Here is a 25,927-nt window from a genome sequence, read left to right on the forward strand (position 1 = left end):
TGGCCGTAAAGGAGCTTCAAGGGATGATGTTAAAAATGCATTGAGTCTGGCTCAATGTGATGACATTATCGATGAGCTGCCTGATGGGATTGATACAGTAATCGGAACCGAAGGAACTTATCTTTCCGGAGGCCAACAACAAAGGATTGCTCTTGCAAGGGCAATACTTAAAGATGCTCCAATTATTATTTTAGACGAAGCAACTGCATTGGCCGACCCTGAAAATGAATATATGATTCAAAAGGCAATTTCAGAAATCACTAAAGACAAGACTGTTATCATGATTGCTCATAGGTTATCCACAGTTAAAAATGTAGATAAAATTTATGTAGTTGAAAATGGCCGAATTATTGAGCAAGGAAATCACGACAGCTTAGTTGAGGATGGTGGACTTTATTCAAGAATGTGGGATGAATTCAACCAATCCATTCAATGGAAAGTAAAAAGTGAGGTGGTACAATGATATCAGAATTCTTTACACGAAGATTTGGACTCACAAAATACGGTTCAGATAATCTAATCAAAGGTATTCTTTATACTGCCCTTTTAAACATTTCATTCATGTTGCCGGTTGGTTTGTATGCTCTGCTTCTTTATTTATGGGTAGAGCCATTGACCGGTGGGGAAATCATAGAACCGAATCTTGGAATGTTCATCGTTTTAATATTGATTGTTTTAGGCATTATCTTTGCTTTTGCCTGGAAACAATATCATTTTGTATTCAATACAACCTACACAGAAAGCGAAAACAGAAGGATTAATCTTGGTGAGAACTTAAGGAAGCTTCCGTTATCATTCTTTGAAAATAGGGATTTGGCTGATCTGACCTCAACTATCATGAATGACTGCACTGATTTGGAGCATGTTTTCTCACATGCAGTTCCGCAATTGTTGGGTTCCATAATCTCTTTGATTCTGGTAGCCATTGGACTCTTCACATTTGATTGGAGACTGGCTATTGCCCTTTTATGGCCGGTTCCTGTTGCATTTGCAATATTATATGCTTCAAAAATACTCATTTATAAAGGTGGAGAAATTGTAATGGCTGATTTGCTTGACTGTGGAGATGCTATGCAGGAATGCATTGAATCTATTCGGGATTTGAAGTCATACAATTATGAAAACGAATACTTCGGTAAAATCAGCAACTTAACATCAAAAATTGAAAAATCAAGAATAAAAGCGGAGCTAATGGCTTCAGCGGGAGTTATCACAGGCAAAGTTGTCTTAAACCTTGGAATTGTTTCTGTGATTCTATTAGGTTCATATTTAATTGTGAACTCACAGGTATCCCTTTATACACTTTTGATATTTTTGATAGCTTCTGCTACAATTTATGCTCCTGTTGAGAACGGATTGATGTTTTTATCTGAAATTTTCATGATGGACATGAAAATATGGAGAACTAAAGAAATTGAAAGTCTAGTAATTGAAGGTGGTTTAACCGATTATTCATTGGATGGTTATGATGTGGAATTTAAGGATGTTGATTTCAATTATGATGATTTGAAAGATGTCCTAACTGATATTTCATTTACTGCAAAGCAAGGTGAAGTAACAGCGCTTGTCGGACCATCCGGTGGTGGTAAATCCACTGTTTCAAAGCTGGCTGCAAGATTTTGGGATCCGGTTTCCGGTACAGTATCACTCGGCGGTCAGGATTTATCCAAATTGGATTCTGAAAAACTTTTAGAGAACTTTTCAATAGTTTTCCAAGATGTAATTCTATTCAACAATTCGATTTTAGAAAATATACGTGTTGGTAAGAAAGACGCAACAGATGAAGAGGTGATTGAGGCGGCAAGACTTGCGGAATGTGAGGAATTTGTTCAAAAGCTTCCAAACGGTTATGATACTGTCATTGGTGAAAACGGTGAACTTTTATCTGGTGGCCAAAGGCAAAGAATCTCAATTGCAAGAGCATTGCTTAAGGATGCTAATGTCATCCTTTTGGATGAAGCAACTTCATTTTTAGATGTTGAAAACGAATCCAAAATTCAAAAGGCATTGTCTGAGCTAATCAAAAACAAGACTGTTATCATCATAGCCCATAGGATGCGTACAATAGCCAATGCAGATAAAATTGTAGTATTGGATGAAGGCAGGATTGCTGAACAAGGTTCACCTGAAGAATTGATTGCTAACGGTGGCTTATTTAAGAAAATGGTTGATTTGCAAAGTTTAAGTGGAGAATGGAAAATATAACATTCTCTACATTAATTTCATTAAATTATTAAAAAAATAGGAGAAATTCTAATGAGTGAAAGATTAAATGTAAAAGATTTGATTACTGTCGGTATATTCGCAGTAATCATTATAGTTTTGATATTTCTTTTCGGAATGTTAGGTTACATTCCGATTGTAATGCTGGCGCTGCCGGTTCTGGCGGCATTGATTTGTGGAATTCCATACATGTTGTTTTTAACAAGGGTTTCCAAATTTGGAATGGTTACCCTATTAGGTTTTATTCTAGGGCTTGTAATGTTTTTAAGCGGTCATACATGGGTTCCTATAGTAACATTTACTGTCTGTGCATTTATTGCTGATTATATCTTGAAAATGGGAAATTACTCTTCAATCAAAAATTCCATTATTAGTCATGGAGTGTTTATTTTAGGAATCATGGGCAATATGTTGCCATTTTTCATTTTAAGGGACGCTTATATGGAAGCTATGCGCACATCTATGGGAAACGATTATGTTAATGTTGTTGCACCGTTCCTACAAACCAATACTTTGATAGTTATGATTGTTTTAACTTTTATTTTTGGTTTGATAAGTGCATACATTGGAAAAATAGTATTGAAAAAACATTTCCAAAGAGCAGGTATTGCTTAAGGTGAAATTATGGAATTAAAACTAAGTATAGATCCAAGAACTAAAATAATAATTCTTGTTATTTTAAGCTTCATGGTTTTTAATGATGCACCTTTTTATGTCAGTGGGATTTTAGTTTTAATTCCATTCGTTTGTTTATTTTTCTCAAATTATAAAAAGGCAGCATTGATTTACATTCTAGTATTTATAATAGCAAGATTCCTTCAAATAGCTATTCTTCCTACTGCAACTGGTATCTTATCAGTATTGTTGATAGCGTTCAGTTATACTGCTACTAGAATGTTGCCAATTCTTATGATGGGATATTATACAATATCAACAACAAAAGTCAGCGAATTTATAGCTTCAATGGAGAAAAGCAATATTCCAAGAGACATTATAATTCCTCTTTCAGTAGTATTTCGATATATCCCATCTGTTTATGAAGAAATCAGGTCCATAACTGATGCTATGAAAATGAGAGGATTTGGATTGACTTTCAAATCCCTCAAATCCCCCTTAAAATTAATTGAATTTTATATGATTCCAATTTTAATCAGTGCTGTTAAGACTGCAGATGAGTTATCTGCCGCTTCCCTAACAAGAGGCCTTAGCAATCCTCAAAAAAGAACTCACTTACTTTCTGTTAGGTTTAATATGATGGATTATTTGTTTATTTCAATTGCGATTATTGGTTTGGGAGTTTATGCCTATTACTTTATTGGAGGTGCTCTGTTTGCTTAAGATGGAAGAGGTTTCATTTTCATATGGAGAAGATGGAAAAAATAATTTAGATAATATCAATCTGAATGTTAAGCAAGGTGAAGTGATTTTGCTTTGTGGAGAGTCAGGTTGTGGAAAAACTACCATAACACGTCTTTTAAATGGCCTCATTCCAAATTTCTTTGATGGAAAACGAGCGGGTGATGTCTATTTGAATAATAATCTGCTGAGTGAAATGCCAATTTATGAAATTTCCAAGCATATCGGATCTGTTTTTCAGAATCCAAAAACCCAATTTTTCAATGTCGATACAACAAGTGAGATAGTCTTCGGATGTGAAAACTTGGCTGTTGAAGAAACCGAGATTAAAAAACGATTAGATAATGTGGTTTCTGACTTCAAGTTAAGTCATTTATTGGATAAAAGCATTTTTAATTTGTCAGGTGGTGAAAAGCAAAAAATAGCCTGTGCTTCAGTATCAGCTGTCAGTCCTGAAATAATTATTCTGGATGAACCGTCATCTAACTTGGATTCACAATCTAGTTGGGAATTTGAAGAGATAATAAGAAACTGGAAATCTCAAGGCAAAACAGTTATCATTGCAGAGCATAAATTATTCTTTTTGAGTGAAGTTGTTGATAGGGTGCTGTTCGTTAAAGATGGAAAAATAGCCAAAGAATGGTCCTCTTCTGAATTTAAAGATATTAGTCATCGAGATTTAGGATTAAGGCAATTGGATTTAAATAATTTAACTGCAAAATGCAAGCAATATTATTCAAAGAACCTTGAATTTCTAGAACTAAAAAATTTCAATTTTAAATATGGCGGGACTCGGGTTTTAGGTATTGATAATGTTAAAATTCCTAAAAATGAGATAATTGCTATCATAGGCAAGAATGGCGCTGGAAAATCAACATTGGCCAATTGTTTATGTGGCCTTAAAAGGTCATGTAAAGGGGAATTAATCATTAACGATAAAATATTAAAACGAAAAGAGCTATTGAAGAAAAGTTACATGGTAATGCAGGATGTAAACCATCAGTTATTTACTGAAAGCGTCATGGATGAAGTATTGTTGAGTATGGATGAAGAAAATGAAGAGTTGGCCAAGACTATTTTAACTAATTTAAATTTAATTCACTTAAAAGATGCACATCCTATGGCATTGTCAGGTGGTGAAAAGCAGAGGGTGGCCATTGCATCAGCAATCGCATCTGAAAAAGAAATATTGATTTTTGATGAGCCAACAAGCGGGCTTGATTTAAAAAATATGATGAAAGTCAGCGAAAACCTGATTTATCTTCAAAGCTTAGGCATTACCTCTTTTATCATAACTCATGATTTCGAATTAATCATGGAAACATGTTCCCATATTCTACATTTGGAAAATGGGAATGTAGTCGATAATTATAAGATTGATGAAGAAAAATTGAGGAAATTTTTCTTATAATTCTAATTTTTATAGTAATTTTAATAATTTTTAGGCATACCTAAATTTTATATATTAAAAAAATAAAATATAAGTATAATTAATTAAAGAAGGCATATTAATGAGTACAATTATAGAATTTAAAAATGTGGTAAAGGAATACAAATCTGGAGATCACATCTTAAAAGCTATGGATAATGTTAATTTTACAATTGACGAAGGAGAATTTGTTGTAATTCTCGGACCGTCTGGTGCGGGCAAGTCAACACTCTTAAATCTCCTGGGAGGTCTTGACTCAGTAACCTCCGGTCAGATTATTGTAAATGGACAGAATGTAGAAAAATTTGATGATAATCAGCTTACTGAATACCGAGCAAAAAATGTCGGTTTCATATTTCAGTTTTATAATCTGATTCCGAATTTAACTTCCCTTGAAAATGTGGAGCTGATGAAGGATATTGTTGATGTGGATATTGACGGACTTGCAGTTTTAGACTCCGTTGGACTTAAGGACCATGCAAGCCAATTTCCAGCACAATTGTCCGGTGGTGAGCAGCAAAGGGTATCAATTGCCCGTGCAGTCGCCAAAAAGCCTACAATGCTTTTATGTGATGAGCCGACAGGAGCGCTTGATTCAAAAACAGGTGTGCTAATTTTAAGTTTGCTTCAAGACATGAGCAACAGCCAGAATACTACAGTTGTAATTGTAACTCACAACGCAATACTTGCTGAGGCCGCTGATAAGGTAATAAGAATTAAAAACGGCCAGATTGAAAGTGTTGTTGTTAGTGAAAATCCAAAAAAGGTCACTGATTTAGACTGGTGATTTGATGCTTTTCAAAAAGATGTTGAGAGACATCAGGAAGCATAAAACACAATTTCTATCTATTTTTCTAATGGCATTTTTAGGTGTTTTTGTTTTTGCTGGTGTCGGCGGAGAATCAGTAGGTCTTGAAGTCAACAGTAACAATTATTATAATGATACAAATCTGGCGGATGGTTGGATTTATGCAGCCGATTTGAGTGATGATTTTGTTGATAAAGTCAATAATCTAAGCTTAACAACAGCTTCGGAAAGACAGTTGGTCTTGGATTCGGTTGCAGATTTTTCAAATGATCCCGAGGTTAAGCTGCATTTTGTGGAAAACAATACAATATCAAAGTTCTATCTGATGGATGGCGAACCGTTAAATGTCAGCGATAGCGATGGGGTATGGCTTGACAAAAGCTTTGCAGATGCAAAAGGCCTGAAAGTTGGAGACAACATCACATTCAAATTCAACGGATTGGAAATCGAAAAGGAAATTAGGGGAATCGGTTATTCTCCCGAATATGTATATCACGCTTCAACATCCTCTGTAATTCCCGATTTTAATAAAATTGGTTTTGCCTATATGTCCTATAAGGCATTCCCGTTAGATGATGTTCCATACAATGTATTAAATGTGAAATTTGATGGGGAACCTGGTGAGTATGACGATTTGCTCTCAGATGAATTGGATGGAGATTATAACTCATTCATTGAAAGGTCAGAGCATACTAGCGTAAGTCAGTTTTCTGAAGAGATGGACCAGCACAAGATGATGGCTGATATTTTCCCGGTTGTGTTTATCCTGATTGCAATGTTGATTCTTTTGACAACAATGACAAGAATCATTGCTCATCAACGTACACAAATCGGTATTTTGAAAGCCAGTGGGTTTACAAACAGGTCAATAATGATTCATTATATTTCATATGGATTCTGGCTGGTTTTGATTGGGTCTATTTTAGGTTTGATTTTAGGTCCTCTTACATTGCCTAAGCTCTTTCTGCCTTCAATGAGTGCAACTTACAAGTTGCCTTCATGGGATCCAGCATGGAGCATGAATTTCATATATGTAACCGCTTTGATGATTATAATGTCTTTGGCGGTTTCATACTTTGCAGTTAGAAATATTTCAAAGGAAAATCCCGCCAATACAATAAAACCAAAGGCACCTAAGGTTTCAACATCAGGGTTTGTTGAGAAATTCAGCTTTTGGAAAAAACTATCTTTCAATGCACGTTGGAATTACCGTGATGCTAAAAGAAATAAGTTCAGGGCATTGATGACAATCATTGGTGTTATGGGTTGTACTGCACTTTTAATCTCTGCATTCGGCATGTATGACGGAATGAATGATTTAAAAGAATGGGAATTTAATCAAATCAATCATTACGATTCAAAATTGGTAATCGATGAAGAGGCTACCCTATCAGAAATTGATGATGTTGCAGACGATGTAAACGGTGATAAGATAATGGAATCAGCTATTGAAATCGAATCGTCTTCGGCTAAAAAGTCAGGTTCGCTGCTTGTCTTAAATCATACAGACTTAATTACTCCAACTGATTATGATTGGAATGAGATAAGTATAGGAAATGATGAAGTGTCAATTTCTCAAAAGATGGCTGATTTGTTGGATGTTGATGTTGGAGATACTGTAACATGGCACATTATGGGCTCAGACAAATGGGTAAACACAACAATTGATAAGATTCATGCAGATCCGACTTCACAAGGTTTCATCATGTCAAAAGACAAGCTAGAGGATTTGGATTTAAATTACACTCCGACAAGCATTGTAACCGCTGAGCATGTTGATAAAAATTATTCAGCCATCAAATCAGTTAATTCAATCAGAGATATGGTTTCAAGTTGGGATGAACTAACTGAGGCAATGTGGTTAGCAATTTACATTTTAATCTTCTTTGCAAGTGTTTTGGCCGTTGTTGTTCTATATAACCTAGGTTTGCTGTCATTTACAGAAATCGAACGTGAAATAGCCACATTAAAGGTTTTAGGATTCAAGAGTGGAGCTCTAAGAAGACTTTTACTTACTCAAAACTTGTGGTTTACTGCCATTGGATTTATAATCGGCCTTCCGGTAGGTTATTACATCCTAAAAATAATGTGGGAGTCTTCAGGAGATTCATTCTACATTCTACCTTCAATATCAATTACAAACTTATTGATATCTGCTGCAATAACCTTTGCATTGTCAATACTTGTGAACTTGTTGTTTTCACGTAAGATTAAGAACTTGGATATGGTTGAATCTCTAAAGAGTGGAGAATAGATTTCTACCTCAAATGTTATTGTGAAATTAGATTAATTTCACATTAACTATTACTTTTTTTTATTTTGATTATTATTTGGTTATTTGATATACATCCCTATTTTCAATTGGATTAATATTTGCAAATCGGCAATGTTAATGTAAATCATCCTTTTGCATTCATTGTTCTCTTGTTGAACTTTCATTTTAATAGGACCTTCCATCAATTAAAAGTGAGTTTTTTATATTTCATTTTTCTAATATTATATTATGTCACTATCTAAGAAAATGCTGAGGGATATAAAAATCAATAAGACGCAATTCATTGCAATATTTCTGATGGCATTTTTGGGTATCTTTGCTTACTGCGGAATATATGGCGAGTATTATGGTCTAGAACAAACTTCTGATGAGTATTATGCCATGACTAATATGGCTGACGGCTGGATTTACAATACTGATTTTGATGACTCTTCAATTGATAAAATAAACGAATTTGCAACAGAATCTGATAGGCAGTATGTTGTTCAATCTGTTGCAAAGATGGATAACAAACCTGATATAACGCTGCACTTCGTTGAAAAGGGAACGATTTCCAAGTTTTATGCAACTGAAGGTGAAGATTTCAATGCATCAGATGCTTCAGGTGTTTGGCTGGATAAGCGTTTTGCCGATGCCCGTGATTTAAGAATCGGGGATTCCATCACATTTGAATTCGATGACAATAAAATCAAAAAGGAGATTAAGGGTTTAGGTTATTCTCCGGAGTATATTTATGAATCATCCCCCTCTACATTGACTCCTGATTTTTCAGAGATTGGATTTGCATACCTTTCAGCCAAGGCATATCCTGACGATTTGGAATATAACCGGGCGTTAGTTAAATATAATCAATCAGATAGTGATTTTAAAGACAAACTTGATAAGTCAATCGATTATTTATCATTCACTAAAAAGGAAGACCATCTCAGTGTTGCCAAGTTTGCAGATGAAATGGCACAGCACAAGATGATTGGAGATGTTTTCCCGATTGTGTTTATTTTAGTTACTTTCCTGACACTCTTAACAACAATGACAAGGATTGTTGCATACCAAAGAACTCAGATTGGAATCCTGAAGGCAGTGGGATTTAAGGACATAACAATAATCCTGCATTACCTGTCGTATGCATTCTGGCCAGTCTTGGCGGGAGCTATTTTAGGTTTGATTACAGGACCTATGATAATTCCCCAAATGTTTTATCCGACAATGGCCAGAAGCTACAGTATGCCAAGCTGGCATCCCGGTTTTGACATGAGTTTTGTTTATATTGCAGTGTTGATGGTTGCATCATCTGTTTTTGTTACATACTTATCCTGCAGAAGGATTTCAAAGGAAAATCCTGCAAATACATTACGGCCAAAAGCTCCGAATGTTTCTTCAGATAGTCTGATTGAAAGATCAACGTTTTGGAAACATTTAAGTTTCAATCTTCGTTGGAATTGGAGAGATGCAAGAAGAAATAAGTTCAGGGCATTCATGGCGATAGTTGGAGTTATGGGATGTGTTGCACTGCTAATTGCGGCATTCGGTATGAATGACAGCATGGATGAGCTGAAATCATGGGAATATGATAATATCAGCCATTACGAGTCAAAATTGTTGCTTTCAAATGAGGCAAATCCGATGGAACTGTACTACATTTTAAATGAGACCAATGGTAGCTTTATCATGCAGCAATCGATTGAAATTAAAGCGAATGGCATGGAAGACACGGTAGGGTTGTTGGTATCGAATAACACGGATTTGATATCCTATACGGACAGCAATAAAAATCCGATTGGCATTGATGAGGGAAAAGTTTCAGTTTCCAGAAAACTTGCCGATACTTTTAACTTAAGCATTGGCGATAAAGTGAAATGGCACATTGTCGGAAGTGATGAGTGGGTGAGCTCAAAAATAGGCCAGATTCATGCTGAACCTATATCTCAAGGTTTAATAATGTCTCCCGATACCCTAGAAGATCAAGGCTTGAACTTCACACCGTCCCATATTTTGACCAAACAGTTCTTCGCTGAAAACTTTGATTCAATCAAATCAATCTCAAGCATTGACAAGATGAAAAAAAGCTGGGACAAGGTAACGGAATCAGTAATGATGATGGTTTATGTAGTGACAGTTGTAGCTGTTGTGCTGGCTATACTGATTTTATATAATCTGGGAATCCTGTCATTTACCGAAATGGAGCGGGAAATTGCAACCCTAAAGGTTTTGGGATTCAAGACAAACGTTTTAAGAAAATTACTGTTAACACAGAACGTGATTTTCACAACAATAGGTTTTATATTGGGAATTCCGCTAGGTTTTTACTTCATGACGTTAATGATGGATGCTGCAGGCGATTCCTTGTATTATATTCCCTCCTTGACTTGGGGAAATATCCTATTGACCGCAATTATTATATTTACCATATCAATTGGCGTCAATCTATTGTTTTCGGATAGAATCAGTGATTTAAATATGGTCGAAGCGCTTAAGGATGTTGAATGAGCATGTGTAAAAATCATTGTGTAAGTTTAATTAATAGTGATTCCATATTTAATATTAGTTTTGGTGTTGGATATGCAAGAAAACTTTAAATATTTAGATGATTTAATCCATAGTGGAGCTAAAAAGATTTTTCTAACTTCAGACATAGTTTTAGATGAAAATGAAGAGTCTGAATATGTGGATGGAATTAATCTGGATGTTGATGATTTAATCATTGAAGCAAATGGCCACACAATTGATGCTTGCGGAAAAGCACGAATTTTTTACATTACTGATAAACGGATAACTCTTAAAAATATTGTGCTGAAAAATGGTGTTGGAGCCATATATAACTTCAAGGGAGTTTTAAACATATTCGAATCATCAATATTATCTAATGCAGCAGATGTTGCAGGCGGAGCGATATACAATAATTGGGGTAAGATGAACATTGAAGATTCCACTATATCTGATAATGCCTCAGGATGTCATGGCGGAGCAATATTCAATTTCAATGGTGTAGTAAACATTGCAAATTCCAGATTATCCAATAACTCAGCAATAAATGATGGTGGAGCAGTATATAGTGGTGCTGAATTGAATATCAGGAATTCCGTATTATCCAAAAACACTGCAAATGGATCCGGTGGAGCAATATATGACAATAGGGGTGAGATAAATATAACGGAATCCATATTATCCGAGAATATGGCCAGTGGAATGTTTGGTGGCGGAGCAATACACAAAAATAGGGGCATATTGAATATTGCCGAGTCCACATTATCAAATAACATGGCAGATAATGATGGCGGAGCGATATTTAGCATTGACGGTGATTTGACCATAACCTATTCTGAATTTTTCAATAACACATCTGAGGGTCATGGCGGAGCGATATATGACAATGGCCTGTTGAGCATTGCTGATTCCAGGTTATGCAAAAATACTGCAAATTGCGGAGGATCAGTATATACAAAAAATAAGGAATATTTAAATTTGAATGACTGTATTTTTAATGATAACCAACCCGATGATGTTTATCGGGAATGATAACTTTTTGCATTCTGGAAACATATAAATAATCATTTATATGATGAGATTAATTAATAGTTATTGAAGGTGATGGCATGAATCGTGATTTCATAGGATATTTGCTAGGTTTAATAATTTTCATAATCGGAATTCCTTATGTAATGTTTTTGGCAGCGGGGAGTCCGAATCTGGCTGAAATAGGATTAATCAGATGGATTATAGTGATTGTTTTGGCTATTGTCGGAATCGGATTAAGCGTATGGTCAATCGTTTACATGAAAAATGTTGGCGGGGGGAATCCTTTCGATGCATTCAATCATGAAATTGCACCCAGAACAAGCTCCTTAATGACGGAGGGACCATACGGAATCTGCAGAAATCCGATGTTGCTTGGGGTTTTCATATACCACATCGGAGTTTTGATAGCTATCTTTTCAATAGGAGCTTTATTGGTTTTCATAATTGAAATTTTGATAATGAACGTTCAAGTCAAAAAGGAAGAACAACGCTTGATGAAGGATTTTGGAAAAGCTTATGAGGATTATGTAAAAAATTCAAATAGATTCTTGCCGAAATTAAAATAATAAAAACATTTAAAAGCATAATGATATAATTTAACTTATAAGGTGGTACTATGGAAGACATTTACGAATGGAAAGGATTGAATGGACAGCTTGTAACATTTAAAAAAGAAATCGGGGATGCTGAAAAAATTACTTTTATCGGATCTCCAGGCGTTTGCACTCCATTTGCAGAATTCTTGGCCTATTCCGTAAGGGATAAGGAGACACATTTCATTCCTTTGCTGGATATTGATGATTGCCATGAATTCGAATCCAAGCCATATGCTATGGTGCTTAAGGATGAAGTTTCAGACCCTCATGACTCTGATGCTGTTGTATTGTTGGGTGGATTGTCCATGCCAAAATATGACGTTGATACTGAAGAAGTGAAAGCTTTAGTTAAAGAGATATTGAAAGAGGATGGTCTTCTTATGGGAGTTTGCTTCATGGATATGTTTACCAAAGCGGGATGGCTGGAAAAAGTCGATTTCGACTGTGTCATCGACGGAACATTGATAGGCGTGGTTAAAAAATAATCCGTAAAATGGGGGTTTTTGAAATGAATGATAAAAGTATTATTGCAATCGTGATTGTACTTTTAGCTATTCTGGCATTGGTTTTAGTTTATTCTTTCAGCGAAACTGATGATTCAACTAAAACATCCATTACAGTATCTTCAGAAGGTCCAATTCCATTATATGGGATAATTGAGGACATTAAAACTGCGGATTATTATGAAGGTTACGATAATGAAACAGTTGCATGGATGGAATCTCTGGGAAACAAGCAGGTCTTTGTCGCTGATGGGGCATTTGTGGTGATGGACAAGGGGGATGCAATGAAAATCCCTTCACAATATGTATGTGACGCCTACATTGACGAGTTCATAGAATGCAAAGTCCTGGAAAATCATTCCTTGGGGGATGTCGAGTTTTCAAGGGACGTTCTGCTGGTTAGAGATGTAGATTACATCGGTCAGGAAGTCCATGACCTTCAGGGTAGTTAATCCTATTTTTTTATTTTTTTCCAATTTTTAATGTAAACTATTTTTTAAACAACATATCATAATATCATGATATGACAAAATTTAAATAGATAAACATATCATAATATGTAAATATATAATATATGTGATAACTATGAAAAATAATAATCTTGAAAACGAAAATGATGATGTCTGTGAGGTATTTGATTCTCATGATGAAGTTGTTGCTCGTGTAAAAGAGTCAATGCTTTTGGAAGAAGAATACACAGATTTATCAGAATTTTTTAAAATATTTGGAAATCCAACAAGATTAAAAATTATTTCTCTACTTTCTCTTGAGGATTTATGTGTATGTGATATCTGTGAATCACTTGATTTAAACCAAACAACAGTTTCAAATCAATTAAGGATATTGCGTGCAAATAATATTGTCAAATACCAAAAAGAAGGTAAAATGGCAAGATATTCTCTTACAGATAATCATATTGAAATGATATACAAAGTAGGTCTAGAACATATATTAGAATAATTTTTAATTGGTGATACTATGGATGAAAATAGGTGTTATGATTCAGATTGTGAAGATGAAAACTGTCGCAATCCGAAACATTACAATTACATCTGTTTCGACCCGGAATGTGAGGATGTTCACTGTGAAGATCCAAATCATTATGATAAACAGTTATTAAGGGATTATCAGAAAAATACTGATTTAAGCGTATATGACCACAGAGAAGAAATTGATTATGATGAAGATGTTGATATAAATCTTTGTGCCTGTCCTGATTGTGCAGATGATGATGACCATGACCACGAACATGGCCACGAACATGGCCATGGACACGACCACAATCATGATCACGACCATGAGCATGAGCATCATCATGATCACGACCATGAGCATGAGCATCATGAGCATGAGCATCATCATGATCACGAGCATCATCATGATCACGACCATGAACACAGTCATGAAGAGAAAAACGTTTGCACAGATGATGATTGCGGTTGCCATGACCACGACCACGATGATGATGTTGAATTCAGTCTTTGTGCCTGTCCTGATTGTGTAGATGATGATAACCATGACCACGGACATGAGCACAGCCATGGCGATGGAGAATTGTTGGCTGAAGGAAAACCATTGATTGCAAACAGACCAATCCAGATTATCGTTGCGAGCGGTATCCTATTTGTATTGGGTCACGTTTTTGAATATTTGTCATTTTCACCAACTGTTGTTACTGCTACATATATGTTGGGCGCTATAATTGCAGGTTATGAGATTGCCGTTTTGGCTTATAACTCATTAGTCAAAAGACACACCATCGGCCCTGCAATGTTAATGTGTATTGCATGTGTTGCTTCATTTATCATAGGCCATCCTGAAGAAGGTGCGGCTGTAACATTCCTTTACTATATTGCAGAATTTTTAGAAGACTATGCCGAACATAGAGCTAAACGTTCAATCAAGTCACTGGTTGAAATTGCTCCTGATACTGCTAGGGTAAAAGTTGGAGACAAAGAGGAAATCAGGAATGTTGATGAAGTGGATATTGGCGATATTGTTATCGTAAAACCTGGTGATAAGGTGCCTTTGGATGGTGAAGTCGTTTTAGGTTCATCTTCCATTAACCAAGCTTCAATTACAGGTGAAAGCGTTCCGGTCCTAAAAGAAGTTGGGGATGAGGTCTTTTCCGGAACCGTTAATGAAGACGGATATCTGGAAATTAAAGTAACTAAAGCCGCTAAGGATTCAGTCATCTCAAAAATCGTAACTTTAGTTAAAAGATCCCAGCTCAACAGGTCTGAAACCGAAACTTTGGTTGAAAAGGTGGCTAAGTATTATACTCCAATCATGATGGTTGCGGCAGCTATTGTAGCATTTGTTCCACCGCTTCTGTTCGGTCAAAATTTAGTTGACTGGGTTTACAAGGCTCTTTCACTATTGGTAATTTCATGCCCTTGTGCATTTTTGATTTCAACTCCTGTCGGAATGGTGTCTTCCATTACTTCAGCTACCAGAAATGGTGTTATCATTAAAGGAAGTACCTATGTTGAGGAAATGCGTAATGTCAAAGCCGTCATCTTTGATAAAACAGGTACATTGACAGAAGGAAAACTCCAGTTAAGCGATGTTGAAGTTTTAGATGAAACTTACTCAAAAGAGGATATCGTCAAAATTGCAGCTTCCTTGGAATTCCAATCATCTCACCCTATCGCTCAAGCGGTAGTCAATTATGCTGATGAACATAACATAATATTTGATGCAATTGAAGACTTTAAGAATGTCCCAGGTAAAGGAATCATCGCCAACATCAACGGCGAGCAATATTATGCCGCAAACGAGTCATTGATTGAAGGATCCAACTTCGAGATATCCAGAGATGAAATCAACAGGTACTCCAGTGAAGGTAAAACCCTGATATTTGTCGGTAACTCCGAAAAGGTTTTAGGTATCATCACTGTTTCCGATACAATTAGGGAAAATGCTGCTGAAGTAATTGCCGATTTGAAAGACCAAGGTGTGCAGACTGTAATGCTTACAGGGGACAACAAGTTAGCTGCAAAAAGTGTTGCAGATGAAATTGGAATCGATTATGTCTATTCTAACTTGATGCCTGAAGACAAGCTAAACATCCTGGATACAATTAGGAACAAGTTTGGTGATGTGGCCATGGTCGGGGATGGAATCAACGATGCTCCGGCACTGGCACGTGCAAATATAGGTATTGCAATGGGTGCGGCAGGTTCTGATGTGGCTATCGAAACAGCAGATGTTGCATTGATGCAGGATGATATATCTAAACTTCCATATTTATTCGCTTTAAGCCACAAGACAATGAGCATCATTAAGCAGAACATTACTGTTGCTATTGCGGTAAAACTGTTATGTGTAGTCCTGGCTATTTTAGGTATTATCACATTGATGATGTCTGTCGGCTTTGGTGATTTGGGATTGACCTTACTGGTTATCCTGAATTCATTTAGAATTGGAATGGTGAAAGATCCACTATTCTAATTTTACTTTTTTTTAAATTTTTAAACCTCTTTTTTTCATTATTTTTTTAATAAAATTGCTTTTAGTTATTAATATTGTTCTTACTCTGTAATATTGCTTTTATTTGTTACAAAAACCTTATTAAGATTAAAAAACAAGAATTAAATAAGTTTTAAATCAATAAACTTAAAAAGAGGTTTTTTTCATGAATGAAAATCAGATAACAAGAACTTTATTGTATGTTGGTGATGGAGGCGAGGTGTCTATGGATGTAATCATTGACCATGAAAGAGAAACTATGTGGGCAACTCAAAAAACTATGGCCGAAGTGTTTAATGTAAAAGAGCATACAATTACTTATCATCTAAAAAATATTTTTAGAGATGAAGAATTGGATGAAAATTCAGTTACTCGAAAAATTCGAGTAACTGCATCTGATGGTAAAAAGTATAATACTGGTTTCTATAATTTAGATGCTATCATCTCTGTAGGGTACAGAGTAAACTCTAAAAATGCAACACGATTCAGGATTTGGGCTACTGGTGTTTTAAAAGAATTTATTATTAAAGGATTTGTTTTAGATGATGAATTATTGAAAAACGGATCCAGATTTGGAAAGGATTATTTCCATGATTTGCTTGAAAGAATCCGTGAGATAAGAGTTTCTGAGAGAAGATTCTATGAAAAATTAACGGATTTGTATGCAACAAGCCATGATTATAACAAAAATGCTGAAATCACTCAAGAATTCTATGCTAAAGTCCAAAACAAACTTCATTATGCAATATCTGGCATGACTGCTCCTGAAATAATCAAAAATCGTGCAAGCAGTGATAAGGAAAATATGGGGTTAACCTCTTGGAAACATTCACCGGAAGGCAAAATTCAGTTAAGTGATGCGAAAATTGCTAAAAATTACTTGTCTGAAGAGGAATTAGCAGAACTGAATAAGCTTGTAGAGTTATATCTTAACTTTGCAGAACTTCAAGCAACAAGAGAGATTCCCATGAGCATGAAGGACTGGGCAGAACAATTGGACAAATTTTTAGACTTTGTAGGTTATCAAATTTTAGAAGGTAAAGGAAAAGTCAGTCGAAGTGAGATTAATGAATTTGTTAAAGTGGAATTTGATAAGTTCAGACCAATCCAAGATAAGCTCTATAAATCAGATTACAATGAATTTGAAGAAAAAACAAGAAAACTGTTAAACAAGTAATTTTTTGAATTCATTTGGAATTGGGATGGTGAAAAATCCACTATTCTAATTTTACTTTTTTTCATGTAGATGGCCCTTGCCAATTTAAACAAAAGAAAAACTATGTCCAAGCATTTTCATTTTTAATTCTAGAAAATGTGCAGTTGTCATTCTTAGTTGTTGAATACTTTCATGAAAAAACAATTTAAACTATGCTGAAAAATTATTAAAAAATAAAAAAAGAAAAATCTCTAAATAATTTTAGAGATTATTGATTTCATCAAAATATAAGATATCATCGCAGAACACTTCAAGTAGATCTTTATCGTGGCTAACAGCCAATATTCCAATGTTATTTGCTTTGCAATGGCCAATAAGAGCTTCCCAAATTTGTACTTGTGTAACTGCATCAAGCATGGTACTTATCTCATCGGCAATGATGAATTTTGTTTTAGGATTAAGAGCCCTTATTATACTGAAACGTTGCAATTCTCCACCGGAAAGTTCGTTAGGCCAACGTGTCAACCAGCTGTCTTTAAGACCGAAAGTATCTTTTAAATCTTGAGTTGGAGTCCATGATTCATTCAATACTTTATCCATCTTCCATTTAGGATTCATGGTCTTTTCAGGGTGTTGAAAGATTAACTGCACAGGATAGTAATCCTTATCAGGAATCTTTTTGCCATCAATGGTAACTTCACCGGTATAGTGGGTAAGGTATCCTGCTATTATTTTACATAATGTGGATTTACCACTACCGCTGTCTCCCATCAATCCTATAATCTGATTACTGTTGACAGATAAGGAGATATCCTTCAATATAGGTTTTTTCTTATTATATGAAAAAGAAATATTGTTCGCCTTAAGTTCCATCGTTAGCCTCCTTGAAATTGAAACATCTAATCATTACCCCATCATGTTCAACAAGGTCTGGTTTAGTGTTTTTACATTTGTCTATGCGTATAGGACAATTTTCCCAATATGGGCATCCCGGAACTTCATCTAATGGCTGGACGCCTTCGGTTAATTTGAAACCGTTTCTTGGCAGTGAATTAATTAAAGCTTTGGTATACGGGTGTAATACTGTATCTGCATTTTTGAAGTTTTCTACTTTATTAATTTCAATAACATAACCTGAATAGAATATTGCAATTCTGTCTGCTGTTTTCAGTGCAACATCAATTTCGTGAGTAATAAGAAGGACGCCTTTTCCTTGTTCTTTTAGATTTCTGATGTCTGCAATTGTTTCTTCAACACTTTTGGCATCAAGACCGGGAGTAGGTTCATCGGCAATTAATAAAGTAGGATCACCTACTAATGCTGTAGATAACAACACTTTTCTTGCCATTCCACCAGATAATTCGAAAGGATATAAGTCGTCTACACTTTCATCCAATCCATATTTTGCAAAAATTTCCCTTTGCCTTATTTTTTTAGCGGCATATTCCTCTTTATCCTTACATTCTCCGATTGCCTGTTCGGATACTTTCATAAGGGGGTCTAGGAAATTCACTGATTGCGGAATTAAACAAATTTCTTTACCCCTTAACTTTTCTTTTAATTCTTGGTCTAAAATCTGTCCTTTATATTTAATGTCTCCAGTAACATGGGAGTTGTAAGGCAAGATACCTAAGATTGAATGAGCTAAAAGACTTTTACCTGAACCACTGGAACCTAATATTGCAACGATTTCGCTTTCTCCAACATCTATTGTCAAATCGGATATCACCTTTAAATCGTGCCTATTTAATCCTTGAACATATTGTGTAAAAGATATTGATAAATTATTTACTTCTAATAATTTTCCCATAATATCACCAAAATCTATTTATTCGCCTCTGAAGGATCAAATAATCGTTTTAAATTGTCTCCTATAATGTCAAACAATAATACGACAATCAATAATGCCACTCCTGGGAAGAATGCTAACCACCAAGCGCCCATTGCAAGATATGTCATTGATTCAGATAAGATTATACCAATTGCAGGTTCGTGTGGTGATAAACCGAATCCTAAGAATGTTACACTTGATTCGTGCATAATTGCATGAGGGAATACAAGTAATGTTCCTACGAATATTTGAGATAATACTAATGGTAAAATATGTTCTTTTGCAATCCAAAATTTACCTTTACCAAATCTTTTAGATAATGCAACATATTCAGAGGTGTTAATTTGTAATACTTCGGCTCTCAATACTCTTGTCAAATTCACCCAGTGTGAAAATGCCACTGCCATTGTTACACCAAAAGCCCCTTTACCTAATCCGATAGAAATCATCATAATTAATAGGATATGAGGTATTGATGCAAATAAATCGATTAACCAGGATACAAGTTCATCGCATTTACTGTTAAAACTAGCAAAGAATGCTAAAATTGTTGCTATAATACTAGAAATTATTGATGCACCTATTCCAATCAGAATACTTAAACTCAAACCTTTTAATGTTCTGATGAACATATCTCTTCCCATCCAATCAGTACCAAAAAGGTGTTCAAAGGATGGAGGTTGCATTTTTATAGTAAAATCAGTTGGCAAATTAGCATCAATCATCATTCCATTAATGAAAATTATTAATAAAAGCAATCCTGTGAGTCCTATAGTCAAAAGGGTTTTTTGCCTTAAGTTTAAAGAACTAAACAAACCTTTATTATACCAAGGAGTTTTACTCATTATCCTCACTCCTTAATCTTGGGTCTACATATTGATAAATTATGTCAGCGATAAAATTTCCTGTAAATACGAAAATAGCGCTGATTATAACAATACCTAATAATAATGGAACATCTGACCTTAATCCAGCAGCTACAGCTGCTTGACCAATTCCAGGATATGCAAATACCTGTTCAACTAAGATTGTCCCACCAAATAATTCATTGAATGATAAAAATTGAATTGTGATTGCCGGAAGTAAAATGTTTCTTATTCCATGATTTTTTATTATTCCCCAAAAACTTTCACCTCTAGCTTGTGCAAATAAGAAATAATCGCTTTTTTTAACACTGATAAGTTTGTCTCTGGTATACATGGTTAAGGATGCGATTCCTACAATACTTAATGTAATTGCAGGCAATATTAATCTATATAGCCATTGCCAGAATGTTACTGTGTCTGATAGTTGACCAATTGGAACAGAAAGTCCAATAGGGAACCATCCTAAATAAACGGAAAAGACCATTAAAAGTACTAATCCTATCCAGAAAGTAGGTGTAGATTGTAATATGTAACAGTAAGTTTTAATTGCTTTATCTGTCCAACTACCTTCTTTTGCACCAGCAAGTATTCCTAATCCAAAACCAACAACTGCAGATATTATCCAAGAAACAGCCATAAGAATAAATGATGATGTGAATTTTTGCATTATTACTTCGGTTACAGGAACTCTATAAATTAATGAAAAACCCATACTTCCGGATGCTAAAGTTTGAAGCCAACCTAATACTCTTTCACTTAAAGATAAATTTGTACCCCAATATTCACCTATTATTGCTAATTGTTCTTGACTGACAATTCTTTGGCCAAGATAAGCTTGAACAGGGTCTATTGGAGATAATTGTATCATTATAAAACTGATTGCGGAAATAACAATTAATAAAATTAGTAGTCTAATAGCTTTATATCCTAAAAATTTAGCTAATTTTTTATTGTTAATTTTAATCATCTCCAGTTTGTATAAACTTTGTTCTAAAAAAAAGAATTTAAAAATGATTTATAAAAATAAATCATTTTAAATTAAATAATTTAAGCTTCGGTTGCATTGATACGATTCCAATCGTAGATGTTACCCCATATGTCTCCACCGTGTGGATAAATGAGGGCAGTATCATTTGAAATGTCTAAATCATCACTTACAAAGTAAGTGTAATCCATTGTTCCAATCCATAAGTATGGATAATTGGAGTTTGCTTGTTGTGAAGCTTGGGACCAGGTAGCGTATGAACTATCAAGCTCTTGGGCCATTGCTGCATCAATTAATGAATCTACAGCAGAATCGTTAAGACATTCAGGGTTATCGAAACCTACACCAGCTACACTTGAATCATATTGATGTTGGATTGCGAATGGATCTGCTGAACCGAATCCCCATACTACTCCTTGACTGAGAATATTAGGAGTAATGTCATCCCAACTTCCACCTACAGGAGTAATTTCGATACCAAGTTCTTTAGCTTGTTCTGCAACTGCTACAGCAATTGCTTGTCTTTCAACTGCTTTTGAATTGTAATAAATTGTAAATTCAGCTTTTTGACCATCTTTTTCTACGATTCCGTCACCATCAGTGTCGTTCCATCCAGCATCTGCAAGAACTTTTTTTGCTCCTTCAATGTCCCCGTCAGTATATGGGGATTCAAATGACCATGGTAATTGATTTGCTACACCATTTTTGGACACATTACCAAATCCGTTTAAGGAACCATCAACTAATGATTGTCTGTCAATACCAATACACAATGCTTCTCTTATAGCAGGATCACCAGTTACATTGTTACCAATAGTGTAATTATCTGCGGATAGTTTTCCTTCATCCATTTGTGTTGGTAATGAGATTCCACGTACATCAATTGAATCGAAGTATTCCAGGTGGTAACCATCCACGGTTTCGTTTGCGTATGCTACTGGTACTTCAGCAATATCTACATCTCCATTTTTAACTGATGCGAATGATGCATCGGAATCAAGGAAGAGGTTAGTTATTTTTTCGAAGTAAGGTTCTTTTCCATAGTAATCAGGGTTTTTCTCTAAGATAAATTGTTGTCCTTTATCCCATTGAGCTAATTTATAAGGTCCTGATCCAATTGGGTTTTGACCGTAAGTGTTTTCATCATAACCAGCTTCAGGCACGATTCCAACATCAGTTAATTTGTTGATGAATGTTGAATCAGCTTTATCAAGTGTGAATACTACTTTATCTCCATCCGCTTTAGCTTCTTTCATAGAGCTTAAGTCAGCACCTTCACCTAATTCTTTTGCTTTATTATAGGAGAATGCTACATCTTCAGCGGTTAATTTGGAACCATCAGTGAAGTTTACATCATCACGAATAGTTACAGTGTAAGTTTTTAAGTCGCTAGAGATTTCATAATCTGTCGCCAAATCGTTTACAAAATTGTTGTCTTTATCTCTTTTAAGAATGGTACTTTGTATAAGAGGGTCTGTTCCAGAGTCGTGGTATCCCCAACCGTGCATTGGGTCGAAACCAAATTCTGGTTCTTCACCGTGGGCAGCAACACATGTTACTAATTCGTTAGCAGCATGTTCTGTGCTTCCTCCCCCCATGGCAAAAGCACCAATACCAATTATTGCAAGAACTGCAACAACTGCAGCTATAATATATTTAGTTTCCATTTTTTTTCCTCATTAAAAATTCAATAAAATATTAAAGTAATATCCACATTTCAGTATTACTTTTTTTATGATATATATTATTATATGTAATACTTTCTATTATTATGATATTACAAATATTATTATAATGTTTTAAGTATTTAAAAATTACTGTCTAAAAATTAAGTGTATTTGAATAGACATAATTCTTCAAAACAAATGTCTGAACAAAAGAGTAATTTTATATTTGAATAAATTTTAATAATCTATATATGTTATGCAATGATTCATCCAATAATGTAGACATGATGCTCAATAATCCTGAAAAAGCATTGATTAAAATGTCTATGCCTCTTATTGCTTCATTGCTCATAACTAGTTTTTATAATTTGATTGATGCCGCTTGGGTGTCTGGTCTCGGTGCTGATGCACTGGCGGGTGTCGGATTTTTCACACCGATATTCATGATTTTAATAGGTTTTGGAAATGGATTGGGTTCCGGTGCCGCTTTTGCCATATCAAAATATCTCGGCGAAAAGAATAAGCCAAAAGCGGATAACGCATCAGTCCATTCAATGATGCTCGATATCATTGTCTCATTAGTTGTCACTGTTATTCTGCTGATTTTTTTGAATCCTATTTTAAATGCAATGGGTGCAGGTCAAACTATCGGTTATGCTACCGATTATGGTGTAATCATTCTTTTAGGGTCTGTTTTTATCATCCTGTCTAATGCGTTATATGGCATTTTCAGAGGTGAGGGGGATACTACCAGGCCAATGTATGCCATGATTGCTTCAGCTATTCTTAACATGATTTTAGACCCTATTTTCATCTATACTTTGAATTTGGGCGTTAAAGGGGCAGCTATTGCAACAGTCATTTCATCGATATCTGTGATTTTGATTTTGCTATATTGGTTCTATATTAAACAGGATACATATCTAAATCCCAATTTCCGTAATTTTAATTTTAGAAATGATATTTCAAAAGATATTATTAAGGTAGGGATTCCTGCAAGCATCCAGCTTTTAAACAACGCATTCTTCGCAGCGGTCTTTTCTGCTCTCCTGACTTATGTCGGGTCAACCGATTCGGTTGCCGTTTATTCGACAGGTTGGCGGATAGTTATTATAGGAACAACTCCAATTTTAGCTATTGGTACTGCATTGATTAGTGTAATTGCAGCCAATTATGGTGCTAAAAACTATGAAAACATTAAAACAGCCCATAGGTATGCCATGAAGATTTCAATGGTATTTGCATTTATTGTAGCTATCTTAACAAATGTTTTTGCTGGAGATATTGCATCAATATTCGCTTCAACAGGAAGCAGCGTAAGAATCGCTTCTGAACTTACAAGTTTCCTGCAGTGGATTGTAATCTATTATCCTACCATGGCTGTAGGTGTTGCTTCAACTTATGTCTTCCAGGGTCTTGGCAAGGGAATCACCGCAATGTTTCAAACCATAATGAGGGAAACAGGCTTTACAATATTATTTGCAGTTTTGTTGGGTGTTGTTTTAGGTTATGGTGTGTGGGGAGCCTGGATGGGTATTGTATTAGGTGAGATTGTTTCAAATAATATTACTATGGTGTGGGCTGACTGGCAAATAAAAAAATTAATAAATATTAATGATTAGACACCATTAATATCTTTAAAGTAGATTTTTTCGTCACATATTGTTTCTACTAAAGGCATATCGTGACTGACTAACAAAAATCCCATTTTTCTTTCTTTAACTATTTTTAAAACAGAATCCAGGATTTGTGCCTGTGTAATTGCATCGAGCATTGTGGTCATTTCATCTGCAATCAGGAATTTTGTATTTGGATTTAGGGATCTCACAACGGAAAACCTTTGAAGTTCCCCACCGGATAATTCCTGCGGAAATCTTGTAAGCCATGATTTTTGGATACCGAATTCGGATAGTGTTTCATCGCTGACATCATATGATTCGGCTAAAACTTGTTTCATTTTCCATTTTGGATTCATGACTTTTTCTGGGTGTTGGTAAATCAATTGAACAGGTTTGAATCCCTTTTTAGGAAGTGGTTGGCCGTCCAATGTAACGCTACCTTCGTATTTTGTTATATATCCTGATAAGATTTTGCAGAAGGTTGATTTTCCACTACCACTGTCTCCAATCAATCCGTAAATTTTTTTATTGTCCAATTCAAGGTCAATGTTTTTCACTATGTATTTTTCAGCAGACGGATATTTAAATGAAATATTTTTTGCTTCAAGTTTCATTTTATGCACCTTCTTCATATTTAAAGCATCTAACCTTTTTATCTCCAAGATCTAATAATTCCGGCCTTTCCTCTTTGCATCTGTCGAATCTCATTTCACATCTGGCATAATATGGACATCCTTTTTGTATTTCACCGTGTAATGGCTGGTGTCCTTTTATAACTTCAAATCCATTTGCAGGCAATGCTTTGTATAGTGCTTTTGTGTATGGGTGGAGCAGGTTTTCCCCATCTCCTGTGAAGTCCTCTTTTAGTGCGATTTCAATTACGTAACCTGAGTAGAATATTCCGATCCTGTCTGCCACTTCAAGTGCGGCATGAATGTCGTGTGTAATTAAGAGCACTCCTATTCCATCTTCTTTCATGTGTTTGAAATGATTTAAGGTTTCTTGTACTGTTTTTTCATCAAGCCCTGGAGTTGGTTCGTCTGCTACGACGAGTTTTGGGTCTGATAGTAATGCTGTTGATACAAGCACTCTTCTTGCCATTCCTCCGGATAGTTGGAATGGATACATGTCATCCACTTCGGGACCTAGGTTGTAGTGTTCAAAGATTTCCCTTTGTTTTATTTTCTTTTCTTTCTTTTCGGCATCGCTTTCGGTGTGTCCTATTGCCTGGTCGGAAATTTTCATTAGAGGGTCTAGGAAGTTAACTGATTGAGGTACAAGCACTATGTCCTTTCCCCTTAATTCCTCTTTGTCTTCTTGTGATAATTCCTTTCCTTTGTATTTTATTTTCCCGTTTAGGTTTGCATTATCCGGAAGTATTCCAAATATTGCATGTGCAAGCAGACTTTTTCCAGATCCGCTTGAACCCAATACTGCCAATATTTCACCTTCAGATATATCTAAAGTCAAATCGGTGATAACTTTTAAATCTCTTTGATTTAATCCCTTAGTATATTGAATAAATGAAATAGAAACATTTTCAACATCTAATAATTTCTCCATTAAATCACCTTAAATTATTTTCAGACAATCAAATGATAACTTTTATATATTCATTTATACTTT

At 35.1% G+C, this 25,927-nt stretch carries 23 protein-coding genes; 16 read left to right on the forward strand and 7 right to left on the reverse strand.

Translation table 11 applies throughout. The annotated features are described in order from the left end of the window. The 15 genes from ACJROP_RS02595 to ACJROP_RS02665 all read left to right on the forward strand — a co-directional run. On the forward strand, window positions 1–463 hold a 463-nt coding region (locus tag ACJROP_RS02595), incomplete at its 5' end, for an ATP-binding cassette domain-containing protein (protein ID WP_406533941.1). Continuing rightward, on the forward strand, window positions 460–2,205 hold the full coding sequence (locus ACJROP_RS02600) for an ABC transporter ATP-binding protein (protein ID WP_406533942.1): 1,746 nt from the start codon (window positions 460–462) through the stop codon (window positions 2,203–2,205). The genes ACJROP_RS02595 and ACJROP_RS02600, both read left to right, overlap by 4 nt. 51 nt (window positions 2,206–2,256) lie before the next feature. After that, window positions 2,257–2,838, forward strand: coding sequence for an MptD family putative ECF transporter S component (locus ACJROP_RS02605; RefSeq protein WP_406533943.1), 582 nt, complete (start codon window positions 2,257–2,259; stop codon window positions 2,836–2,838). Window positions 2,839–2,847: 9 nt separating this feature from the next. Continuing rightward, complete coding sequence (locus ACJROP_RS02610) at window positions 2,848–3,561, forward strand: energy-coupling factor transporter transmembrane component T (protein WP_406533944.1); 714 nt, start codon at window positions 2,848–2,850, stop codon at window positions 3,559–3,561. Continuing rightward, entirely contained in the window at window positions 3,554–4,990 is a 1,437-nt protein-coding gene (locus ACJROP_RS02615) for an ABC transporter ATP-binding protein (protein ID WP_406533945.1), read from the forward strand. Before ACJROP_RS02610 ends, ACJROP_RS02615 begins: the two co-directional genes overlap by 8 nt. A gap of 100 nt (window positions 4,991–5,090) precedes the next feature. Next, window positions 5,091–5,795, forward strand: a complete 705-nt coding sequence (locus ACJROP_RS02620; protein WP_406533946.1) for an ABC transporter ATP-binding protein — start codon at window positions 5,091–5,093, stop codon at window positions 5,793–5,795. 4 nt (window positions 5,796–5,799) lie between these two features. Then, on the forward strand, window positions 5,800–8,070 hold the full coding sequence (locus tag ACJROP_RS02625; protein WP_406533947.1) for an FtsX-like permease family protein: 2,271 nt from the start codon (window positions 5,800–5,802) through the stop codon (window positions 8,068–8,070). A 249-nt stretch (window positions 8,071–8,319) separates the two neighbouring features. Beyond that, window positions 8,320–10,578 (forward strand): ABC transporter permease, encoded by a 2,259-nt coding sequence (locus ACJROP_RS02630; RefSeq protein ID WP_406533948.1) that lies wholly within the window; start codon window positions 8,320–8,322, stop codon window positions 10,576–10,578. Window positions 10,579–10,650: 72 nt separating this feature from the next. Next, window positions 10,651–11,607: a hypothetical protein gene (locus ACJROP_RS02635; RefSeq protein ID WP_406533949.1), complete on the forward strand. Its 957-nt coding sequence runs from the start codon at window positions 10,651–10,653 to the stop codon at window positions 11,605–11,607. A 77-nt stretch (window positions 11,608–11,684) separates the two neighbouring features. Next, on the forward strand, window positions 11,685–12,173 hold the full coding sequence (locus tag ACJROP_RS02640) for a methyltransferase family protein (RefSeq protein ID WP_406533950.1): 489 nt from the start codon (window positions 11,685–11,687) through the stop codon (window positions 12,171–12,173). Window positions 12,174–12,223: 50 nt separating this feature from the next. Beyond that, window positions 12,224–12,688 carry a DUF2124 family protein gene (locus ACJROP_RS02645; RefSeq protein WP_406533951.1) on the forward strand — a complete coding sequence of 155 codons (465 nt, stop codon included), beginning with the start codon at window positions 12,224–12,226 and terminating at the stop codon, window positions 12,686–12,688. A gap of 23 nt (window positions 12,689–12,711) precedes the next feature. Then, the gene (locus ACJROP_RS02650) at window positions 12,712–13,158 is read left to right on the forward strand and encodes a hypothetical protein (protein ID WP_406533952.1); all 447 of its coding nucleotides are present in this window, start codon (window positions 12,712–12,714) and stop codon (window positions 13,156–13,158) included. 133 nt (window positions 13,159–13,291) lie between these two features. Continuing rightward, complete coding sequence (locus tag ACJROP_RS02655; protein ID WP_406533982.1) at window positions 13,292–13,666, forward strand: ArsR/SmtB family transcription factor; 375 nt, start codon at window positions 13,292–13,294, stop codon at window positions 13,664–13,666. Between the two features lie 18 nt (window positions 13,667–13,684). After that, the gene (locus ACJROP_RS02660) at window positions 13,685–16,159 is read left to right on the forward strand and encodes a heavy metal translocating P-type ATPase (protein WP_406533953.1); all 2,475 of its coding nucleotides are present in this window, start codon (window positions 13,685–13,687) and stop codon (window positions 16,157–16,159) included. Window positions 16,160–16,343: 184 nt separating this feature from the next. Beyond that, window positions 16,344–17,354 (forward strand): virulence RhuM family protein, encoded by a 1,011-nt coding sequence (locus tag ACJROP_RS02665; RefSeq protein ID WP_406533954.1) that lies wholly within the window; start codon window positions 16,344–16,346, stop codon window positions 17,352–17,354. Window positions 17,355–17,594: 240 nt separating this feature from the next. On the opposite strand, the gene ACJROP_RS02670 is transcribed toward ACJROP_RS02665, so the two are convergent. From ACJROP_RS02670 to ACJROP_RS02690, 5 genes are all read right to left on the reverse strand, one after another. Then, window positions 17,595–18,206: an ABC transporter ATP-binding protein gene (locus ACJROP_RS02670; RefSeq protein WP_406533955.1), complete on the reverse strand. Its 612-nt coding sequence runs from the start codon at window positions 18,204–18,206 to the stop codon at window positions 17,595–17,597. Beyond that, window positions 18,196–19,143: an ATP-binding cassette domain-containing protein gene (locus ACJROP_RS02675; protein ID WP_406533956.1), complete on the reverse strand. Its 948-nt coding sequence runs from the start codon at window positions 19,141–19,143 to the stop codon at window positions 18,196–18,198. Before ACJROP_RS02675 ends, ACJROP_RS02670 begins: the two co-directional genes overlap by 11 nt. A gap of 14 nt (window positions 19,144–19,157) precedes the next feature. Next, on the reverse strand, window positions 19,158–20,009 hold the full coding sequence (locus tag ACJROP_RS02680; RefSeq protein WP_406533957.1) for an ABC transporter permease: 852 nt from the start codon (window positions 20,007–20,009) through the stop codon (window positions 19,158–19,160). Then, window positions 20,002–20,997 (reverse strand): ABC transporter permease, encoded by a 996-nt coding sequence (locus ACJROP_RS02685; protein WP_406533958.1) that lies wholly within the window; start codon window positions 20,995–20,997, stop codon window positions 20,002–20,004. Before ACJROP_RS02685 ends, ACJROP_RS02680 begins: the two co-directional genes overlap by 8 nt. Window positions 20,998–21,077: 80 nt before the next feature. Next, the gene (locus tag ACJROP_RS02690; protein ID WP_406533959.1) at window positions 21,078–22,682 is read right to left on the reverse strand and encodes an ABC transporter substrate-binding protein; all 1,605 of its coding nucleotides are present in this window, start codon (window positions 22,680–22,682) and stop codon (window positions 21,078–21,080) included. Between the two features lie 251 nt (window positions 22,683–22,933). Between ACJROP_RS02690 and ACJROP_RS02695 the strand changes: the two genes are divergently transcribed. After that, window positions 22,934–24,304, forward strand: a complete 1,371-nt coding sequence (locus tag ACJROP_RS02695; protein ID WP_406533960.1) for an MATE family efflux transporter — start codon at window positions 22,934–22,936, stop codon at window positions 24,302–24,304. Here the strand turns inward: ACJROP_RS02695 and ACJROP_RS02700 are convergent. Both ACJROP_RS02700 and ACJROP_RS02705 read right to left on the reverse strand, forming a co-directional pair. Beyond that, entirely contained in the window at window positions 24,301–24,915 is a 615-nt protein-coding gene (locus ACJROP_RS02700) for an ABC transporter ATP-binding protein (protein WP_406533961.1), read from the reverse strand. The genes ACJROP_RS02695 and ACJROP_RS02700 overlap by 4 nt on opposite strands. A 1-nt stretch (window position 24,916) precedes the next feature. Next, on the reverse strand, window positions 24,917–25,864 hold the full coding sequence (locus ACJROP_RS02705) for an ABC transporter ATP-binding protein (RefSeq protein ID WP_406533962.1): 948 nt from the start codon (window positions 25,862–25,864) through the stop codon (window positions 24,917–24,919). Between the last annotated feature and the right edge of the window lie 63 nt (window positions 25,865–25,927).

Origin of the sequence: Methanobrevibacter sp. (assembly GCF_045220775.1) — an archaeon.
In the GTDB taxonomy this organism is placed as follows: domain Archaea; phylum Methanobacteriota; class Methanobacteria; order Methanobacteriales; family Methanobacteriaceae; genus Methanocatella.

Coding starts and splice junctions, on each gene's coding strand:
- ACJROP_RS02625 (WP_406533947.1), top strand. CDS start 5,800: ATGCTTTTCAAAAAGATGTTGAGAGACATCAGGAAGCATAAAACACAA.
- ACJROP_RS02650 (WP_406533952.1), top strand. CDS start 12,712: ATGAATGATAAAAGTATTATTGCAATCGTGATTGTACTTTTAGCTATT.
- ACJROP_RS02690 (WP_406533959.1), bottom strand. CDS start 22,682: ATGGAAACTAAATATATTATAGCTGCAGTTGTTGCAGTTCTTGCAATA.
- ACJROP_RS02700 (WP_406533961.1), bottom strand. CDS start 24,915: ATGAAACTTGAAGCAAAAAATATTTCATTTAAATATCCGTCTGCTGAA.
- ACJROP_RS02600 (WP_406533942.1), top strand. CDS start 460: ATGATATCAGAATTCTTTACACGAAGATTTGGACTCACAAAATACGGT.
- ACJROP_RS02645 (WP_406533951.1), top strand. CDS start 12,224: ATGGAAGACATTTACGAATGGAAAGGATTGAATGGACAGCTTGTAACA.
- ACJROP_RS02665 (WP_406533954.1), top strand. CDS start 16,344: ATGAATGAAAATCAGATAACAAGAACTTTATTGTATGTTGGTGATGGA.
- ACJROP_RS02685 (WP_406533958.1), bottom strand. CDS start 20,997: ATGATTAAAATTAACAATAAAAAATTAGCTAAATTTTTAGGATATAAA.
- ACJROP_RS02675 (WP_406533956.1), bottom strand. CDS start 19,143: ATGGGAAAATTATTAGAAGTAAATAATTTATCAATATCTTTTACACAA.
- ACJROP_RS02695 (WP_406533960.1), top strand. CDS start 22,934: ATGTTATGCAATGATTCATCCAATAATGTAGACATGATGCTCAATAAT.
- ACJROP_RS02605 (WP_406533943.1), top strand. CDS start 2,257: ATGAGTGAAAGATTAAATGTAAAAGATTTGATTACTGTCGGTATATTC.
- ACJROP_RS02670 (WP_406533955.1), bottom strand. CDS start 18,206: ATGGAACTTAAGGCGAACAATATTTCTTTTTCATATAATAAGAAAAAA.
- ACJROP_RS02620 (WP_406533946.1), top strand. CDS start 5,091: ATGAGTACAATTATAGAATTTAAAAATGTGGTAAAGGAATACAAATCT.
- ACJROP_RS02640 (WP_406533950.1), top strand. CDS start 11,685: ATGAATCGTGATTTCATAGGATATTTGCTAGGTTTAATAATTTTCATA.
- ACJROP_RS02660 (WP_406533953.1), top strand. CDS start 13,685: ATGGATGAAAATAGGTGTTATGATTCAGATTGTGAAGATGAAAACTGT.
- ACJROP_RS02680 (WP_406533957.1), bottom strand. CDS start 20,009: ATGAGTAAAACTCCTTGGTATAATAAAGGTTTGTTTAGTTCTTTAAAC.
- ACJROP_RS02705 (WP_406533962.1), bottom strand. CDS start 25,864: ATGGAGAAATTATTAGATGTTGAAAATGTTTCTATTTCATTTATTCAA.
- ACJROP_RS02655 (WP_406533982.1), top strand. CDS start 13,292: ATGAAAAATAATAATCTTGAAAACGAAAATGATGATGTCTGTGAGGTA.
- ACJROP_RS02635 (WP_406533949.1), top strand. CDS start 10,651: ATGCAAGAAAACTTTAAATATTTAGATGATTTAATCCATAGTGGAGCT.
- ACJROP_RS02630 (WP_406533948.1), top strand. CDS start 8,320: ATGTCACTATCTAAGAAAATGCTGAGGGATATAAAAATCAATAAGACG.
- ACJROP_RS02610 (WP_406533944.1), top strand. CDS start 2,848: ATGGAATTAAAACTAAGTATAGATCCAAGAACTAAAATAATAATTCTT.